Annotated in this window: 12 protein-coding genes; 1 reads left to right on the top strand and 11 read right to left on the bottom strand. The window is 54.3% G+C overall.

Annotation, left to right across the window (positions count from 1 at the left end):
- Positions 1-84: 84 nt before the first annotated feature.
- The 9 genes from AF337_RS13760 to AF337_RS13720 form a co-directional block, all read right to left on the bottom strand.
- Positions 85-1,314 (bottom strand): alpha/beta fold hydrolase, encoded by a 1,230-nt coding sequence (locus AF337_RS13760; protein ID WP_008534369.1) that lies wholly within the window; start codon positions 1,312-1,314, stop codon positions 85-87.
- Between the two features lie 129 nt (positions 1,315-1,443).
- Positions 1,444-2,133, bottom strand: coding sequence for a GntR family transcriptional regulator (locus AF337_RS13755; RefSeq protein ID WP_004673291.1), 690 nt, complete (start codon positions 2,131-2,133; stop codon positions 1,444-1,446).
- A gap of 120 nt (positions 2,134-2,253) precedes the next feature.
- Positions 2,254-3,048, bottom strand: coding sequence for an N-acyl homoserine lactonase family protein (locus AF337_RS13750; RefSeq protein WP_018247149.1), 795 nt, complete (start codon positions 3,046-3,048; stop codon positions 2,254-2,256).
- On the bottom strand, positions 3,048-4,175 hold the full coding sequence (locus tag AF337_RS13745; protein ID WP_004673287.1) for a zinc-dependent alcohol dehydrogenase family protein: 1,128 nt from the start codon (positions 4,173-4,175) through the stop codon (positions 3,048-3,050). The genes AF337_RS13750 and AF337_RS13745 overlap by 1 nt, the downstream gene beginning before the upstream one ends.
- 12 nt (positions 4,176-4,187) lie before the next feature.
- Positions 4,188-5,072: an MBL fold metallo-hydrolase gene (locus tag AF337_RS13740; protein ID WP_011053353.1), complete on the bottom strand. Its 885-nt coding sequence runs from the start codon at positions 5,070-5,072 to the stop codon at positions 4,188-4,190.
- 352 nt (positions 5,073-5,424) lie between these two features.
- On the bottom strand, positions 5,425-7,983 hold the full coding sequence (locus AF337_RS13735; RefSeq protein WP_004673285.1) for a sensor domain-containing protein: 2,559 nt from the start codon (positions 7,981-7,983) through the stop codon (positions 5,425-5,427).
- A 431-nt stretch (positions 7,984-8,414) separates the two neighbouring features.
- Complete coding sequence (locus tag AF337_RS13730; protein WP_008534366.1) at positions 8,415-9,614, bottom strand: ABC transporter substrate-binding protein; 1,200 nt, start codon at positions 9,612-9,614, stop codon at positions 8,415-8,417.
- Positions 9,615-9,798: 184 nt separating this feature from the next.
- Positions 9,799-12,312, bottom strand: coding sequence for a methyl-accepting chemotaxis protein (locus tag AF337_RS13725; protein WP_008534365.1), 2,514 nt, complete (start codon positions 12,310-12,312; stop codon positions 9,799-9,801).
- Between the two features lie 211 nt (positions 12,313-12,523).
- Positions 12,524-13,165 carry an SDR family oxidoreductase gene (locus AF337_RS13720; protein ID WP_010031458.1) on the bottom strand — a complete coding sequence of 214 codons (642 nt, stop codon included), beginning with the start codon at positions 13,163-13,165 and terminating at the stop codon, positions 12,524-12,526.
- A gap of 1,304 nt (positions 13,166-14,469) precedes the next feature.
- On the opposite strand from AF337_RS13720, the gene AF337_RS40380 reads away from it, so the two are divergent.
- The gene (locus tag AF337_RS40380; protein ID WP_008534360.1) at positions 14,470-15,504 is read left to right on the top strand and encodes an AraC family transcriptional regulator; all 1,035 of its coding nucleotides are present in this window, start codon (positions 14,470-14,472) and stop codon (positions 15,502-15,504) included.
- Positions 15,505-15,574: 70 nt separating this feature from the next.
- Here the strand turns inward: AF337_RS40380 and AF337_RS13710 are convergent, their stop codons facing one another.
- A complete protein-coding gene (locus tag AF337_RS13710) occupies positions 15,575-15,760 on the bottom strand; it encodes a hypothetical protein (protein ID WP_004673279.1) in 186 nt (61 codons plus the stop codon).
- A gap of 521 nt (positions 15,761-16,281) precedes the next feature.
- Positions 16,282-18,291 carry a HAMP domain-containing methyl-accepting chemotaxis protein gene (locus AF337_RS13705; RefSeq protein ID WP_012489469.1) on the bottom strand — a complete coding sequence of 670 codons (2,010 nt, stop codon included), beginning with the start codon at positions 18,289-18,291 and terminating at the stop codon, positions 16,282-16,284.
- Between the last annotated feature and the right edge of the window lie 349 nt (positions 18,292-18,640).

Genomic DNA, 18,640 nt, shown 5'->3' with positions numbered 1-18,640 from the left:
CAGGCGCTCGGCTTTACTCCCTACCGTCACCTACGCCACGTACTGGGACACGATCGGTAAATGGCCAACGCGGTTGCTTTGTGATCAGCCGTTATCTTCGACGAACCGAATAGCGTCTTGCAAGAAGCTCCGGAAATAGTCAGGATTTTCGCACATCGGAAAGTGCCCAAGCCCCTCCATAACGACATGACGGCTGCCAGGAATGAGGGCCGCTAGCGCTGCTCCGTCTGCAGGCGTCGCAGAGTAGTCATAGGTCCCGGAGAGAAGAACGGTCGGTGTTCGCTTGGCATCAATCTTCGGACCGACGACGGCACCGTCGAACTCGTCGCTGTAGAACGAAAGATCGCCGGGATAAACTCCAGGAGCACCCTGCGAGTAGATCCAACTGGCGCGGCGTCGCTCTTCTTGCGGGCTGAGCGGGCTCATGATTCCGCGGACATAGGCTGAGTTATGAAGCGACCCATGAACGTTGACGTTGTGTTGAAAGGGGTTGCGACGGCCCTTTGACTTCAACGGCGGCTCGACCGCAATTACACCCATTAGACGTTCCGGTCGCTCCGCCGCCAGCACCATGCACATCGCCGCGCCCATAGATCCTCCAACGACGATAGCTCTGTCTCCGACGAGCTGGTCGAGTATCGCCGTGCACCAGGTCAGGTAGAGATCCGTTGTGAGTTGATAGGGCGAGCCGTCCCAAGTTAAAGGAGGCATCGAACGTCCGTGAAACGGCAGATCAACTGAGATCAATCGGTTCGTACGCGCAAACCCAGTGTCGGAGAGTTGCGGTAGAAACTGACGGCCGTCTGCGCCAGCCGTATGGAGGAAAAGGATAGGAGTTCCTGCACCGGCTTCCTCGTAAAAGATATCGTGTTCTACGCCGCCGACCTCTACCCGCTTATAGCGTCCGGTGACCTGTTCAATATTTCGATCGACCTTCGGCGCAACTAGGGGCGGAGACGCTACGACGATTTCGAACAGTCGCTCCAGAGCGGGACGCGCTTGAGCGATTGCTACGGGCGAACCAGATAACGTGAACTCAGGGTTAGCGAGTTGAAAGGCGGTGAACGAATGGTAGGTTGCCGGCGGCGGCACCTGCATAACCTTTTCCCAAGCTCCTTCTGGGGCACTCAGTATGACGTCAGCATTTTCGTCCGCGCCGTCCAGTGCGACTATCCCGCCTCCCACAGCAAGTGATGACTTTTCTGGTCCAACTTGCAACGAGATCCGTGTTGTAAGACCTGGGGTCAGTCGCGGTAGCTCCGGATCTTCGATCGCCAGGGTTACGCGTTTAATCAGCTCGGCATGGGCGCCCATACGTCCTCCCTAACAAAATGATGTTGTTGGGAAGCCGCACTTCCTGTGTCTCACCTCCCATAAGAGAGGTAAGCAGATTTTCAGACAATCTGTCAACCTTAGCCGTCGCCTGAACTTCGTTTTGTGGAACTACTCGGAGGTTTCGACGGGGTTCTTGCTCAAGTAGTCCAACGCCACCTTAGCCGCGATTTCGATATGGCGCTTGCAAAGCGCGGCTGCCCTGTCGCCATCACGCAACGCAATAGCGGCCGCAATCTCTCTTATTTCGAAAACGCTGTTCTGCAGCCGCCCTGGCTGGGTCATCGATGTCATCCGCAACAATGTGACCCGGTTGTGCAACGACGTGAGCATTTGCTTCACAAACACGTTCTTGCTGCCGGTCATCAAACAATCGTAAAAAGCGGTCTTGGCTTCGATGATCCGCGTTCCGGAACCGCTCTTGGCTGCGGCTTCGAACGCTTCCACGGTCTCGAGGAGAGCAACGATCTCTTCATTCGAACCGTTCTCGGCGAACTCCTGGCCGGCAAAGCTTTCAAGCAGCGCGCGTACACTATAAAGCTGCCTAGCCTCCTCGTAGCTGATAGTGCTGACAACCGGCCCCCGATGCGGATAGCTAGTAATAAGCCCTTCAGCTTCTAACTGGCGTAGCGCCTCGCGAACTGAAGTTCGGCCAACCCCGATAAGTTCGCACAACTCGCGCTCCACCAGCCGCTGCCCGGGCTTGAAACGGCCACTTGAAATAGCCTGCCGGAGCTTATCCTCAACAAGGATTCGAAGAGAGGCGTTTTGACGTCTAATCTGGAGGTCGATCGTTCCCATTCACAACAAACCTTCGATGAAATTTCTAGTGACGCACAGAATCAATATACTGCCGGAGCGTTTCGTAGGACAACCCGATTGTCTGCAAACAGCAAAAAATTTCAATCGGTTTATTGTGGGTCACAGGAGAACTCTAGCGAACTGGAGGTCTGGCGCAAGGGGAGAAAATTTCTGTAGCACCTCAGGGTCATGACCCGGAATGATGAGTCCGTTTGCTCCGGCAAGGACGCGGAGCTTGTTGTAACCCTCGATGACCTCTAGGTAATCTGCAAACAGGGGAAACGCGCCGTCATTTTCAAGATAGTGCTGGAAATGAAGCGCGTCGGAAGCGATAACCAGCAAAGCGCCGCCTGTTGCCACCGTAACAACTTGCAAACCTTTCGAGTGACCGCCAACCAGATGCACCCTGCATCCAGGAACAATTTCCCCATCCCCATCATGGAACCGTACCCGTGACTGAAAAACGAGCCGGACCGCGTCGACGACACCTTCTGTAGCAAAAGGCCGACGCATTCGCTCATGGCACATACACCGCCCCGTTCCATACGCCATCTCCCGATCCTGAATGTGAAAAGTGGCGTTAGGAAAGGCCGGGAGGTTTCCGGCGTGATCGTAGTGCAGGTGTGTCACAACGACATCAGTAATTTCGCTGGATTTGATGCCAAGGCTGCTCAGTGCTGCCACCGGATGGATCAAGAGGGTCCGCCCTCTGGCCGCGCCCTCTCCGGCTTCGAAACCAGTGTCAACAAGAATTAATCGGTCCTCGAGACGGATCAGCCACACGAAGTAGTCGATTTGTGATGGACGATCATGAATGTCATTCGTCTCTAGTATCAGGTCACTTACTGGTCTTTGCGCGGTGCCGTAATGGATGGCGAGCACTGTCCACTCGTTCAAGAGAATTCTCCCCGCCATCAGTCCATCAAGACTAGGTGTCGATTGATCTCGGCCCTGTCAAGACGGTCGAAAACCTCATTGATCTCATCAAGGGGGCCAGTGCTCGACAGCAATTTGTCCACTGGCAGCTTACCTTTGAGGTAAAGGTCGATATAGCGGGGTATGTCGCGCGATGGCACGCAGGAACCCATATAGCTGCCCTTGATCGTTCTCTCCTCTCCGACCAACGGCAAGGGCGAAACCTCGAAACGGGAATTTGCGCTGGCCAGTCCGGCCGTAGCGGTCATCCCTCCGCGCCGGGTAATCTCATATGCAAGCTCGAATGCCTTTTTGGATCCAGCCATCTCTATCGCGTAGTCTACCCCGCCGCTTGTCGCGCCTTTTACTTGGGCAACAATATTCGGCGAGGTGGCCAAAAAAGTCTTCGTCGCTCCCAGCTCCTTGGCAAGATCCAGCTTCGCTTGGATTAGGTCGATCGCCACGATATCGCTTGCACCGCTCGCAACAGCGCCAAGTATCGCCGAAAGGCCTACGCCGCCGAGCCCGATTACCGCCACACTACGGCCTGGGCGGACCCCACACGTGTTCATCACAGCTCCAACGCCGGTCATAACGGCACAGCCGAAGAGAGCAGCTGTCGCCAAATCGATATCTTTGGTCACTTTGACTACCGAGCTCGCCGACACGACAGCATATTCGGAAAACGCAGAAACGCCGCTATGGTGGTTAATTTCGTATCCTCTCAAACGGATGTGCTTGCCGCCGGATAGAAGCGTTCCTGCAGCATTGGCCTGGTAGCCCGGTTCGCAGAGGCTGGCGCGGCCTTCAGCGCAATATGAGCAATGGCCACAAACCGGCAGAAATGACATGACTACATGGTCACCAACCTCAACCTTCTCGACACTCGGTCCGATTGCTGCGACGACGCCAGATGCCTCATGGCCTAGAGCGACTGGAAGCGGACGCGGTCTGTCCCCATTGATTGCGGACAGGTCAGAGTGGCAGACACCGGCAGCCTTGATCTTGACCAACACCTCCATGGGGCCAGGCGGCGTCAGTTCCACAAGCTCAATCTTAAGAGGTTTCGAATTTGAATAGGGCTTCGGCAGACCCGACTCCCTGAGGATTACCGAACGCATCTGCATCTTTGAAATTCCTTATCGATGTGCAAGCAACTGCATTGGAGAGGGGATATAGCGGAATCCGTCTCCGTTTCGCACCACATGCCCGGCACCTGGCCATGCGAAGTGATAGGACATTACCGCAATGCGATCTGTCGCCAGCATATCAAGCACGCGCGTGCGGGATCTAGCTGACAGCTTCGGGTCCGTGTCGTATCGGAATTCCATCATCGGCCTCTCCATCAACAGGATATGATGGTGCGTAAGGTCGCCGAGAAAACAGAGGCGATCGTTTCCCGACTGCAGCATAAAACAATGATGACCGAGCGTGTGGCCGGGGGCCGAAATCGCGTGAACGCCCGGCAAGAACTCCTCGCCGTCTTTGAAAAAGAAGGTCCGATCCTTGTGGGGAAGCAGGTTTCGCCGAGCGTTATCGATTTGAAATTGAAATGAAGAATCGATCGACGACCCGTCCGTCCAGTCCGTGAAGTCTCGCTCACTGATGAAGATGTCGGCGTTCGGGAAATTTAACCTTCCATTGGCATCGCACAGACCGCCGATATGATCGATATGGGCGTGCGACAGAACCACCGCATCGATCTCCGTCGGATCTCGACCTGCCTCTCTCAGGCTGGCTAGGAGTCGACCTGTGGTGGGCCCGAAAGCTTTGGAAGACCCCATCCCGGTATCAAATAGAATTGTTCTTCCATTTATCTCAACAAGCGGCACGTTTTGCTCGAGTACAACTTTGTTCGTTGGCAGGAAATTGTCCTCTAGCATCAGGCTGACCGTGCGTGGCTCTACCCCCAAGAAGTTCAGGCGAGGATCTCCTAGCTCTAACGGCCCGTCGGACAGTACCGTGATTTTTCCATCGCCAAATTCGAACGGATAAAAATACGGAAGCTTGGCCAGGTGATGCATACTAAGAGACACTGATTTTCCTCCCATCAGGTGCTTGGCGACATTTTTGGCAGATTGTATGATAATCTGTCAAATATTTTTGAAGAAAGCCATATCGAGAGCGACTGCCTTGCTTTAGGAGCCGGTGTACCGCGTTTTCCCCGGCCTACCGAATGCCGCGCAGTAGGAGCAGAGCATTCGAGAATGCCGCTCGCGGGGCCGCACAACGCATGGTCGTTGACCCAGCGTTGCCCCCTGTTCCGCGAAAAACCGCAGACATTCAGAGATTGACGAGGCTCAAGTTGAGTTGTCTCACAGCGCGCACCGCATCACCGTCCATCAGACAGGTGACATTTTCCCTTATTCGCGCTCATCATCGCGAAGCGGCGTAACGATCTGAAACGAAGCCGGTGGCGGACGCGCGCACCCAAAGAGCGATCAATTCCATCTTCGGCAGGGCCTTGCTGTAAAAGAAGCCTTGCGCCGAACCGCATCCGTTCGCTGCGAGAAATGCTGCCTGCTCGGCGGTCTCAACACCTTCCGCCACCACGTCCTGCCCAAGACATTGTGCAATGGACAGAATCGCTTTGACCAATTCTTCGTTCCTTTTGTCCGAGCTATTTATGAATGACCGATCGATCTTCAGCGTGTCGATCGGGAAGCGGGCTAGATAGTTGAGCGCCGAGTAACCGGTGCCAAAATCATCGATAGCAATCGAAAATCCCATTTGACGCAGCTTAAGAAGCGTCTGCAGGGTCTCGCCCTTCCGATCGAGAAGCAGACTCTCCGTGATTTCGATTTCGATCCATTCCGCGCGGCAACCGGTTTCACCGAGGATTGCAGCGATCTCGTTTACCAACCGTGAGCATTGGAATTGCTTACCCGAAAGGTTGACTGCAATCTTGTGCAGGTGGTGGCAATCGGCGTTCAGCTCCTTCGCCGTCTTGCACGCTTCACGCAGCACCCATCGCCCGAGTTCAACGATCAGCCCGGTATCCTCAGCGACCGGAATGAATCGAACCGGCGGAATCATGCCCATCTCGGGATGAGGCCATCTCAACAACGCTTCCGATCCTATCATTACGCCGCTGTCCAGAAGCACCTTGGGCTGGTAGTGCAGCTCCAATTCTTCGCGCTCGATAGCGCGGCGCAATTCAGATTCCAACTGCATGCGCTCCTCCACGCCCACAGTCAAATCCTTCGAATAAAAGCGAAAACTGTTTCTCCCCGAGCGTTTGGCAAGATACATCGCAGAGTCGGCGTATTTCACCAGATCGTTGACATCTGTGCTGTCGTCGGGCGAGATCGCGATGCCTACACTGCATGACACGTAGACTTCCTTGCCATCCAATAGGAAAGATTCCTTGAATCTCTCGAGGATCGAGCACGCAACCCAATCGAGATCGTCGGTTGTCTGGATTTCCGGCAACAGAATCGCGAACTCGTCGCCGCCGAGACGCGCAACCGTGTCGAGATCGCGGACAGATTTCTTAAGCCGGGTAGCGACCTGGCAGAGTAGTTGATCACCCACAGGGTGACCCATCGTATCGTTCACGACTTTGAAATGGTCGATGTCAATCAGCATTACCCCTGTCCGCCGACGTTGAGACGACGCGTCACTGACGACCTTTTGCAATCGCTCGTTAAACAGCAAGCGGTTCGGCAAAGAAGTCACCGGATCGTAAAAGGCCATTTGCCTGATTTTTTCCCGCGAGGCGTTCAGTTCCGTGACATCGCGAGAGACCCCGAGGACTCCTGTAACCTCTCCCCCGGCGCCGAGGACCGCAAGTTTACGTGTTTCGAGAAGAATGGACTGACCGTTCTCCGGGGAAACCACCCAATTCTCGTCGATAAGTATGCCACCGGCTTCGATCGTGGCCTCATCAGATTTTCCGGAAATGTGAGCTCTCTCAGCCCCGAACAATTCAAGGTCCGTTTTTCCAACGACCTCCGCCTCCGATTTCCCGGTCAGCCGCTCAAATGCATGATTGCACAACAGGTGTACGCCATCGACATTCTTTACCCAAACCATGTCAGGAATGGTTTGCAGCACACTTAGCAATTGCGTCCGCACGGAGTTGATGGCGTCTTCCGCCTGCCTTCGTTCCGTGACATCACGCGAAAATGCCAGGAGCGTGGTGGCGGCGTCAGGATCGGCGCTTGGTCGTCTAGCCACCGACAACTCGAACCATCGGGTCTCGCCGTTTGGCAAGGATACGCTAATGCATCGACCGTAGGCAACTCCTTCACTGCTTGCAGTTCGAAGCGCCTCCATTGCAATAGCCGCTTGATCAGGCGCAAGAACTTGGTCGACCGTCCTACCCAGTAGCATTTCCCGCTGCTGGGCTAGTAGTTCGGGATTTCTGGTCCAGACCTGAAGATATCGCCCATCCTCGTCGACCTCAAACAGAACGTCTGGAATAGCGGTGACGATCCCTTGGGCTAGTTCGAGAGCGTTTTTGAGTTCCTGCTCCGCCAACTTGTGTTCGGTTATGTCGATGATAACGCCAATCAGACCCGCGGGCTCGTCGTCGTGACCTCTGAAAACTGCCTTGTTGCAGACAACATCCAGGATGGCGCCGTTTGCGAGAGCGATCTTACGCTCGGAGACTTGGGCTCCACCCCTTTCAAGAAGGCCTTTCTCTTCAATAGAATAAATTTCCGCCAGTTGCGTTGAACTGAGATCAAAATCTGTATTCCCGATGATCTCGTCGCGCGAGCGACCGAGGAGATCTTCGAAAACCTTGTTGCAACCGACATAGCGACCGTGCAGATCTTTGAAGAAAATTGGGAGGGGCAACACGCCGATCAATGCTTCAAGCAGCGCTCCTCGGTCGGCTGAGGTATCATGATGCAGCGCTTCGTCTCTCCGGCGATTGCGCCTTTTCTGAAAAAAGGAGCGTTGCCAAAGCGGTTGTAAAGTCGAATTCATCGTGAAGCTCCTTACCGAGGGCCAAGACAGATGCATCATCCATCCGATCAGGAATTCCGGGAACGCCACCCAAATCATTCGAGCAACAAATTGATGCAGATATGTCAGTAAGGCGTCGAACCGCGCGTCGGCCTGAGCCGGATAGTGCGGTCGGAAATGAACTTTGCTTTCACATTCGAAGCAACAACCTTCGCGGCAGCACGTAGATTGAAAGGCGCAATGAGTATGTTGTCCCGTTTGGCGAGAGGAGGGCCGGAGGAAGAATGCTACCGCGGAGCAAATATGTTCGTTGGAACCGGATCGCTTGTCTCATGTCTCCTGAGGCGACCCGGGCATTTCCCAATTTGAACTGTCATTCCTTAGCGCAGCCTACCTTGCACGAGAGCCGATCATGAAGGCACCGCATTCCACACAGACCCCGCATGCGATCTTCAATCGGCCGGCTTCCAGGAGAGCGGATCCGCTGGGTTATCGAAATATTTAGCAGCAGCGCTGGCAGACCACCAAGCTGTATTCTTCGGCTCGATCCAATCCTCAGAGTTAGGATCGCAATCAGCTGGCAAATCCGCCATTACATCCTCTATGGTACTGGGAATTGCTGGCCGCAGGATTGTCTGAATTTTGGGGCCCTGTCCCTCAAGAGTTCGCATCATTACGTCCCATACGAAACCCGCCTCAGAGCGCGGCGGCCAGAAATGAAAACTCTTGCTTACGAAGTCGGGGTTCCGTCGCCAGTAACAGGCTGCCGAAGCTTCGCCCCCTAGAACGATTGGGATCATGTCGCGCCCGGACTGGCGCACCGCGTTGATAACACCATTCTCAGCTCCCGACTGAACGATAATACCATCAATTCGACCGGGATTCGCTGCAAGGAATTTTTGCACCTCGGCCTGCGCGACCTTGTCTGTCCACTTCCCGTCGACATGACCTACGATCTTTATCTCGGGATAATACTCCAGAGCCTTCTTTGCGCCGACGTCAAAGCTGTCCGAGGAGGCAAAGCCGGAGATCCCCGAAACGAGAAGCACATTGCCACTTCCTTCGATTTCTTCAGCGAGCCACTTCGCCGCCTCAAACCCGCCTTGCATGTTGTTCTCAGTTGCGTTGACGGCGAACGGCGATGTTACGTAACCAGAGTACGAGAACACAGGCACTCCTTTTGAATACGCATACTCTATCGTAGGATTAAGCGCCGTGAGGTTCGAACAGCAGATAATAATTGCATCAACGCCGTCGTCTACCATCTGCCGCATCTGCCTGATCTGGACAGCGTCTTCAAGATTTGACTGGGTGACGATGAACTCGGAGACCAGCCCCGCTTTCTTGAAAGCTGGAACAATCTTGTTTGTGAACTCATCAAGAATACTCGCACGCCAAGAATTGTCAGCATATGTCGATGCGTACCCAATTTTCCACGGCGGTGCTCGCTGTGCCTTAAACGTGCGGAAGACAGATTCACCTGTAGGCAACTTTGGATCGAGCAACTCGTAGGTTTTTCGTTCCTCCCGCGGCAATTCCGTAAGGCCACCGGCGGCCGCTACAGAAGGGATCACCAAGCCGGTGATTAGAATAATGGCTCTTGTAATTTCACGTATGCGCACGGATTTGATACCTCTCGTGTCTCTGAGCATTGCAAAGCAGTTGATCTCTTGAAGGTTGATCGGCTCTAGGTGGGTTTTTTACAGTCAGACGGGCGGCGAAAGGGAGACCAAGAGCCTATGGCCGGATTTCGCTTCCGTAAGCGGATTTCCCTTCAGTAGAACGCCGCTATCACAGTGGCCATCCGACGCGTGGCAGTCCCGTTCGATGCGTAGCTTACGCCACTAACCTAACCCGACGCGTCGACTTATCTTCGGTCAATTTGAATGAAGCGAGCCGCTCGCTGAGTTCGTTAGTCTGATCCGAGAGAGTCTTTGCCGCGGCATTTGTCTGCTCGGCCATGGCAGCGTTTTGTTGTGTTCCCTGGTCAAGTACATTGACGTTATTGTTGATCTCGGCGAGGGACGCCGCTTGCTCGCGGCTCGAATTGACGATTTGATCAATCCGATCGGAAATCTTCAAGATCGACGCCGTTATGTTGTGTAACGCCTCACCTGCTTTCCCCACGTAATCTGAGCCGATCGCCACCTCCGAAGAGGATTCCGAAATCAGGTGGCGAATCTCGCGGGCTGCAGCTGATGATTTCTGGGCAAGTTCGCGCACTTCCTGGGCTACGACTGCAAAACCCTTTCCGGCATCTCCAGCACGAGCCGCCTCGACACCAGCATTTAGTGCCAAAAGATTTGTCTGGAACGCAATCGTATCGATCAAACCAATGATTTGGCCGATCTTGTGGGACGCGTCTTCTATTCTGCCCATTGCGTTGATCGCATCGGTCACAATGGTTGCCGCACCCTCGGCGTGTTCTTTAACAACGGACACGAAAGCCTGGGTTTCATAGGCATTCTCGGATGATTTTCTGACCGTGACCGTCACCTGTTCGACGGCGGCCGCAGCCTCCTCCAGTGAGGCGGCTTGCAATTCAGTTCGCCGCGACAGATCATCTGAGGCTTTGAAAAGCTCGCTGGTTCCCCATTGAATTTGATTGGTATTCTCGTCGATATGAGACACTGTCTCTCTCAGGATCGAAAGCGAGTGATTGAAATCGCGCCTCAGCGGCTCAAGATTGGGATGGAATTGGCGGTCAATTTCTTGAGAGATGTCGCCACGCGCCAATCGAGATAACGCCTCTCCTAGAATGGTGACGGCAGTTGCGACCTCCTCCTCCATCTGAGCGCGTTCGCGTTCACGATCCATCCGCTCCTGTTCAACGGTTTTCCTATCGGCTTCCGTTCGTGTCTCGATGTCCATCTTCGAGACAGCATTTTCACGGAAAACCTCGAGTGCGCGAGCCATTTCACCTATTTCGTCTCTCCGGTCACGTCCGACAATCTGCGATCGAAGATCGCCCTTTGCCAGCTCTTGCATGCGCTTCGCGATCCGTTCGATCGGGGCGCGAAGTGTCGCCATCAGGCCGGCGCCAGCCGCCAAGGCTACCAAGACGCCGGACACTGTGGCGATAGTTGACAGCAAGCGGGCAAGATTGCTTTCATTGCGAGCATCGTTTTCCTGAGTTGCTGCAAAAGTTACGAGGTTTTTCCAGATCTCCTGACCGGTTTTGTCCGCCTCAGAATATTGCGCTTGGCGGGCTTCCGCTATCTTGACCAGCTTCTCTGTGTTCTCTTGGATAGAATCCACCTGGGCGAATAGATCTTCCTGCATTTTATCGAAGCCAGATATCGAGCTGGCAACGCCTCCAACTGCCACGGTGTCACGCGCCAATTTTGTAAGTTGCTCAACGAGGCGCTGCTGATTCTCTGCGTTGGCTGTACGGAACAGGTTATTGATTTCGATTTCGATCGAATCGGCGTCCTGGCCGATCGTTGTCGCCGTCGCAACAAGCATTTCGGAATCCGTCAACGCTTTATCCAACGCCCGGATCGCATTTGTTCCTTCAATCATGTGCTGGATCGCATCCACTCGCAGGTTCGTCGCAAAGCTCTGTAGGTCAGAGCCGGCAAGCCGTGTGGAAGGGTCGACAAATTCGGGGTTGGCGATTAGCTTGGCGATAGTCCTCTCAATTTTAGTAACGGCCTGCTCGTCAGCAGTCGAGACTACCCGCTTAACTGTTTTTAGCGACTTTTTGATCACAAGCCCTTGCTGGGCGACAGTCGGAGGCTGCTTCGCTCCGTCCGGCAAGCTCACCAAGTCTTCCGCCATGTGTTGCATAACTGATGCCGTATCGAGTGAGCGGGTAGCCTCCCGGAGCATGGTTTTCCCGGAGTTCTCCTGATTGCGTACTTGTGAGCGCACATCAACCGCAGCCAATTTAAGGGCGCCTCCGACCTCCTTGATCTTCGACAAGTTGGAAACAATGTCGCTGCGAACGGATTCCTCGTCATTATGCAAAGACCACATGCGGCCGATGCTGCCCGAGATAACGGACATTGCCGATACACTGTTTTCGAGCGCACCAGTTTCGCTCCCGCTACCTGCCGCCGCTTCCTGGAGCGACTGCATGGTTGCGCTCTGCCCGTTTAAACTTGTCAGCGCCTCATCTCGGTACTCCGTTGAGCTTTGCGCCAAAAAGCGGTTCATGCTTTCCGCGACACTTCGAAACCCGCTCAAGGTCTGAAGAACCTCATTTGAAAGCCGAAGACGAGACTGAAGCAAGCCAGTTGCTTTTAAGCCGACCCCACCAACTGCCGCCAATATCAGGATCAAGGGTACAAGTACCAATAACACCTTTGCTCTTATGGTAAAGGTGGATAACAGGCGATCGACGAACATACTTACCTCCAAAGGGCTCAAACGGTGCTGGGGCCTCGCTTTTGGAATAGTAATGTTTGAGCCTGAACGAACATGGATAAGAGTTTCACTAAAACAATCGAAACTTTTTTACGTGTTGTTAGGATTTGACCTCTTACCCATTGCGTCTTTCGAGAAACTTAACGGAAGGTTAATACCTGCAGATTTGCCGGATCAGAACGTGGGAGTGGATCTATCTGCACCGAGGATCGATCTCCAGCACGTTCCCTGTCAGCTTTCCGGACAGTTCCGAATTCGCCAGGAATTGCACGGCGTGGATCACTGTTCGAAGCACGTCATTTTCGCTTGAAGACGTAGAGTTCACATCGCTGGCGTGTACAGCATTTATCCTCAGCCCGGAACCGAAATATTGCCTAGCAATTGCGGAGGTAGTAGTGCGCAACGCCGCTTGAAGGACGGCTTCTGCTTCCAGCGAGGTCGTCTCTTCGAACCATGCGACGTCCACTACGGCAAGCTCCGCGCCCTGAAGTCGAGAGCTAAAGGCACCTGTAACTCTGATTAGATTGGATACGGCATCAAGCCCCAGATTCGCGCTGGATAGCGATCCCGTTACAGTTTGGGTTGTTTCATTTCTGCGGAAAACTATGTTCACCAGAACGTCGACCCGTCTCCAGCGCAAATACACCTGGTCAGCCATTGAGTTGACGTAAACGTCTCTGTTCGGGTTGACTTTGACCGGTAAAAAATTGTTTCCCTGGCCTTCAGCCAGGGAGGCGAAGTCGGCGGGATTGGCGTCGCCTACGGCGACCCGATAGCCTTTTTCTATAAATGAGCGCGCCAAACAAAGACCAACAGGATTTGACGCGCCTATCAAGACACAGACTTTTTCCCCAGGAGAAATGTTGGCGTCACTGTCACGTTCAACCAGTACCTCGGTCGATGGAGTATGACACGCCTTGTGAGTCAGAGACGCTTGTATCACGCGCCGGTCGCCGCTTCCGGCAGATTAAGAAGGTCGACAATTTGTGCATTTTTGGCCAAGTTTAGCACTTATAACTCCCGGTCCGTCGCTGCGTCTCCCGCGAACAAGCAATGCGCGGGCGATATAGTAAAATTTTTGTCCGACAATCTGTCAATTCCTTTTTTGCGATTTTCGGCGGACACATGTCGAGACCGGCGTCATTTTGAGGCCTCATGCACGCAATGCCGTAAGCATCGGTATTCCGACACCCGGTTGAGTTTGATGTGGTCTTTCCTGTTAGTCTTCTCTCGCCGCCACGTTCCGATTTGATCGCGCTTTTCGCGTTCGCGCGGCACAGACAACAGCACGCCTATGGCAGCACAAGCTGTTTGACCATCATCAGGTTTCGTCCTTAAGCTCTTCTTTTGCCCAATCAGACGCCCGGAGTCCGTACCCGCTAAGAAGAGCGCAAAGTCAACTCAATGCGACGAGGCGCGGCTTACGCATTGATATTTGCCGCGACCGCCTCGCTTAGTAGGCCAAAAGAACTCGTCGACGTCTTTGCGTCTCCGAGTGTTGAGCCTGGAGCGTGCCTCTCTTATACGTCATAACCGAAGTATGCTGATGCGCAGGTTAAGAGGACCAGCGTGTGGCGAAATCGTGGGGCCATCCTACAGCACAATCATTTTTCTCCGTGTCGACTCAACGGCCTCCAAGGTCGGTTGGCGTAGGTTCTCTCCCACTCATAGCACTCCCACCCTTCCCGTGACGGGCTGCGATCGAAAGCAGCCCGTCACCCCTCGCCTTGGGAGGCATCTTTAGATTGATTTGCCGTGCGGGAACTCCACTAGAACCGTGGCAGATTTCCCTGATGCTGCCTTGCCTTTGATCAGGAATAGCATTAACGTATATCAGACAATCTGTCAATCTGTTCGAGGCTTGTGGAAGCCAGTCATCGCATCATTAGAGGCTTCCCAACTGCAGCGCTGAAAAACTAGGAGGCCATCTCGAGCGGGAGAACGTGGATGTCGGTGCTGGTGATGATCCGCCATGACGAAAGCCTAGGGAATGAGAGATTCAACCGGCCTCCACAAAGGTCCGAATCGGTCATGTACGCGATCAAAATCGCTCGCACGCCATCCGGTCTCGAGCTTTGAAGGTTTGGAAAACTAGTCCCGGCATGTGCGAGTTGGTGTTCATAGATAGGTTTATATTGGATGACCGAAAGTTTGTTCAGCAAGCCCGATGAAGGGACCTTAGTGAAAGACAACTTTATCGAGGGCTCCGATCCCGAACGTCTTTTGCCTTTGATATCATCGCCCCTGGCGTCCTCTGACCTTGCTCAACACGACAGTAGATCGCTTAACTCTCGCTGCAGTCGAATTTCCCTTGATGGTTTTGGCGTTGCGGATGCCCATCATGAAGGGGCGTTCTCGGTCATGATAGATTCCCCAGTTGACGTCGTAACGGTCTTCCTGCCGGCGTCCGGGAATGCAGTCTTTCATTGGTCTGGGCAACAGGTAGAGTCGCCGCATGTTGCAAATGCTCCGCTGAATGCCCGACAAGATGGCATAAGATCTCAACTGTCATTGACGATCGATACGCAATCCTTGCGTGACAAGCTTTCTCGCATGCTCGATCGGACGATCAGCGGAAATCTGCAAATTCAGCCGACCCTTGATCTTGCATCGAGCGCGGGAACGCTCATGCGAGAACTAGCCCTGTCTGCCCATCGCGGCCTCAGTGCCGGGGGGGCTCTGCGACAATGCCCGTCGGCCTATAGCTCGCTCCTCGACGCGATAGAGTACCTTTTGATCGAAAGCTGTATGCATCGCTATACCGATGAACTTCGTCGTCCGTCTCCGTCTCCCACGCCTCGCCACGTGAAACGGGCAATGGAGTTTATGGAAGAGCATATGGCTCAACCCATTTCCCTTAACGATATCGCCGCTGCGGCCAAGGTCAGCGTGCGGACTTTGCAGCACGGCTTCCGACAATTTCGTAATACCAGCCCCACAATGCACCTCCGAGACTTGCGTATGTGCGCAGCTCGACAGGAACTGCTGCAAAACGGCGCTAAAATCAGCGTTTCGGAAATAGCGCTTAAGTGGGGCTTCACACACCTCGGCCGTTTTGCTGCAGAGTACAAGAGACGTTACGGCGAACTGCCATCTAAAACAGTGCATATGAGCGATGTTCTGCCGCATAGGCGATCTATGTGTGCTTCGCAGGCCTCTCCGCCCGAAAGCTGACCCGGAAATAGCCCTTCGCGATGGCGCTGTGGTTCGCAGCGCTCCACCGGGCTATACCATCGCTGCGCCCTTAATTTTTCGGTCTGTCGCCACAGACGGTCAGCAGCCGAGCGTACAGTGCTTCAAGGTGATTGGTGATTTGGATCATTTGCAGCCGCTCTTGCTCCAGGCGCTGCGACTGTGCATCTTCGTGGCTTTCTAAGTGGGTATCTGTCTTAGCCTGTTGCCCGAAATTGATTGCGATAACTTTGGACATCTTCGAACTCTCGTTGAATTTCGTTAATACTCCGCGTCTTGAAGGAAGACAGTCGCGGAAGGTGAAAAAGCAAAAGTCTGCTAGGCAGCTGCGATGCGTCCTGATTGGTGCCAAACCTTTGCTCAAAACTAAGGAAGCATTCCATCCCTTGTTCAAGCGGAGTGATTCCGTAGCTGAAGGTTGGGTCGAAGTCGCGCCTAAGTCCGAACCGGTTGGATCCGATCGCCGTTGATCGATAGAATGCCAGAGACCTGATCGACGACCGGGCCGATGATACCATCTGCTACCTCAACGACGACAATGGCGCTGTGGCTAGACCGATGGGATTGGTTATCTCGGCAGCAAGCTCTATCACCGGAATGACAGAACCGGCAGATCCCTGAACCGAGAACATGCGTTAGGGGCAGCGGCGTCGCCTCTGCTAACCCCCGGATTTCCGGGATCAACGTCGTCTTCATGCAGAACTGCTGGCTGCCAGATGGAAACCGATAATATCCTGCGGTGAATTATGACATGATTCATTAAAACTCTTCCCATTCCTTAGTCGCGACAGCGGCTGTAGTACGTCCGCCGAAGGCGCCGGCAAGCTTCTGGGAGAGGGCACGCGCTGGCGAGGCGGCCGGCTTACCGTTCTGGTGGGCAACACGCCGTACAACAGTCGAACCGTCGAGCCTGAAGCGCGCAATAAGCCGCGCCAGATTGGAAGCCTCATCCGCCAACCGGTTGGTGGCCGCCGTCGATTCTTCCACCATCGCCGCATTCTGCTGGGTCGTCTGATCCATCTGGTTGACCGCAGTGCTGACTTCCGCCAGCCCGGTCGATTGCTCTCGTGCCGCCGTCGAGATCGTATGAACGTGCTCGTTCACCTTGATCACGTGGCCTCGGATTAGACCAAGGGCATCGCCTGTGGCCGTTACCAGCCTGACCCCAGTTTTGACCTCGTCGCCGGACCGGTTGATCAGCGCCTTGATATCCTTGGCGGCAGTGGCGGAGCGCTGTGCCAGTTCACGCACCTCCTGAGCCACAACGGCGAAACCCTTTCCAGCGTCACCCGCACGCGCCGCCTCGACGCCGGCGTTAAGGGCCAAAAGATTGGTCTGGAAGGCGATCTCGTCAATGACGTTAATGATCTGGCCGATTTCATCCGAGGCCTGCTCGATGCGGCCCATGGCGGCGACCGCGTCTTTGACAACCGCGCTCGACTGCTCGGTGCTTCTGCGTGCCTCATCGACCATATGGCTGGCTTCCGTGGCTCTTTCTGTCGAGCTTTTTACCGCCACCGTGATTTCCTCAAGCGCCGAAGAGGTCTCCTCCAGGGCCGCGGCTTGCTGTTCCGTGCGCTTTGAAAGGTCGCCTGAGGCGATGCGCATCTCGCCGGCTCCGCCGTTGATCGTGTCGACGGCGGAGCGAACCTCGCCTAATACGGATCGAAGGGCTGCCATGGTGGCGTTGACATTACTCTTCAGTTCACCAAAGGCTCCCTGAAACTCGCCGCACATGTTTTCCGTCAGATCCCCATCGGCAAGCGCTGAGATAACTCGGCGAGTTTCGGCGATGCCCCGGTCAACAGAGGTGACCAGCTCGTTGACGCTTCCTGCAAAACGGTCGAGAGCCGCATCGCCGTATTTCTTGGTGATGCGATGGGTGAAGTCACCGGCTACGGCGGCTGACACCACCTCGGCAATGCTCGACTGCAAGTCGGCGCTCTTGGCCTGCAACGCGGCCTCCTGCGCGTTCAGATCGCGGGCCTTGATGCTGTTTTGCTTGAATACCTCAACGGCTCTCGACATCTTGCCGATTTCGTCGGCGCGCATTGCGAAAGGAACCTCAGTGTCGAGATTACCATCTGCCAGTACGCCCATCGTGGTAGTCAACCGCGAGATCGGATCGGTAATCTTCCGGATGCAGTAAAGCAGGGCTATAATGCCCGTCGTAGTTGCCAGCGCCATGGCAAGAATGGTGACCAAAACCGTCGATGAAACGGCGCCCATCGTGTTTCCGACGGCCGCGACTCCACCACGCTTGTTAACTGCGACATCCTGGTCAAGGAGCGCTCCGCTATCATTATACAGTTTCGTCGTGGCGTCACTCGTTAGAAGAGCAAATGCTTCATCCTTCTTGCCTGCCTGCATTAGTTTAACAATCCGCTCGCCATCCTCCTGATATTGCGTCCACAAAGCGGAGAACGCGTCATAGGCCTGACGCTCCTCGCCGGATGTCACCATCGGCTCATATTCACCACGGGCATTCGCGAGATCCTCCATCTTCTGGCGGAAGGTGGTGATATTATGCGCAAGGCTCGTCGAATCTGATGAGTTTGTCACCAGCCTGAACTGCAGGATGCGGTAGTCCCCGGTGATCGTATTGATCCGATTTATCACATCGATCGATGGCAGCCAGTTGCTGGCAACTTCGGATATATTGCTCCTAATGGACAGCAGCTTGACGATACTCACGATGCCCTGGCCCGCCGCGAGAAGAGAGAGCAGAACAAATATCAAAGATAAAGCGAGTCTAATGGACTTGGGCATAAAGGCAAACCTTTTAGGTGAGGTGGACGATCGACTTGTCTACTCAAATCTTCCAATTGCCGTTTCATTCATTCGAACGGCAGATCAATCTTGTGGGTCTGTGACATAGCTGAGAATACCTATTGGTTGCGTTGGTTAATGAAGCCTTTCCTGCCCGTCTCGAATGCAAAAAGACGACGTTTTAAGGATAGTCAGGCGTCCAATGGATCGTCCGCGCTTACAAGGAGGATGCAGCCGGCAAAATTTTATTTGGCGCCGTTCGAAGAGCATCATCGTTTTCAGCAACCGAGTTTCGCCCCGCCACGAGCGACCTAGAGCAAGTCCTGCGATCGATGAATCGATTGTGATG

This window comes from Rhizobium ecuadorense, assembly GCF_001187535.1.
GTDB lineage: Bacteria > Pseudomonadota > Alphaproteobacteria > Rhizobiales > Rhizobiaceae > Rhizobium > Rhizobium ecuadorense.
Note: the sequence above shows the minus strand (reverse complement) of the source record. Positions and strands in the feature narration are given on the sequence as shown.

Coding starts and splice junctions, on each gene's coding strand:
- AF337_RS13760 (WP_008534369.1), bottom strand. CDS start 1,314: ATGGGCGCCCATGCCGAGCTGATTAAACGCGTAACCCTGGCGATCGAA.
- AF337_RS13755 (WP_004673291.1), bottom strand. CDS start 2,133: ATGGGAACGATCGACCTCCAGATTAGACGTCAAAACGCCTCTCTTCGA.
- AF337_RS13750 (WP_018247149.1), bottom strand. CDS start 3,048: ATGGCGGGGAGAATTCTCTTGAACGAGTGGACAGTGCTCGCCATCCAT.
- AF337_RS13745 (WP_004673287.1), bottom strand. CDS start 4,175: ATGCAGATGCGTTCGGTAATCCTCAGGGAGTCGGGTCTGCCGAAGCCC.
- AF337_RS13740 (WP_011053353.1), bottom strand. CDS start 5,072: ATGCATCACCTGGCCAAGCTTCCGTATTTTTATCCGTTCGAATTTGGC.
- AF337_RS13735 (WP_004673285.1), bottom strand. CDS start 7,983: ATGAATTCGACTTTACAACCGCTTTGGCAACGCTCCTTTTTTCAGAAA.
- AF337_RS13730 (WP_008534366.1), bottom strand. CDS start 9,614: ATGCTCAGAGACACGAGAGGTATCAAATCCGTGCGCATACGTGAAATT.
- AF337_RS13725 (WP_008534365.1), bottom strand. CDS start 12,312: ATGTTCGTCGATCGCCTGTTATCCACCTTTACCATAAGAGCAAAGGTG.
- AF337_RS40380 (WP_008534360.1), top strand. CDS start 14,470: ATGACCGAAAGTTTGTTCAGCAAGCCCGATGAAGGGACCTTAGTGAAA.
- AF337_RS13710 (WP_004673279.1), bottom strand. CDS start 15,760: ATGTCCAAAGTTATCGCAATCAATTTCGGGCAACAGGCTAAGACAGAT.
- AF337_RS13705 (WP_012489469.1), bottom strand. CDS start 18,291: ATGCCCAAGTCCATTAGACTCGCTTTATCTTTGATATTTGTTCTGCTC.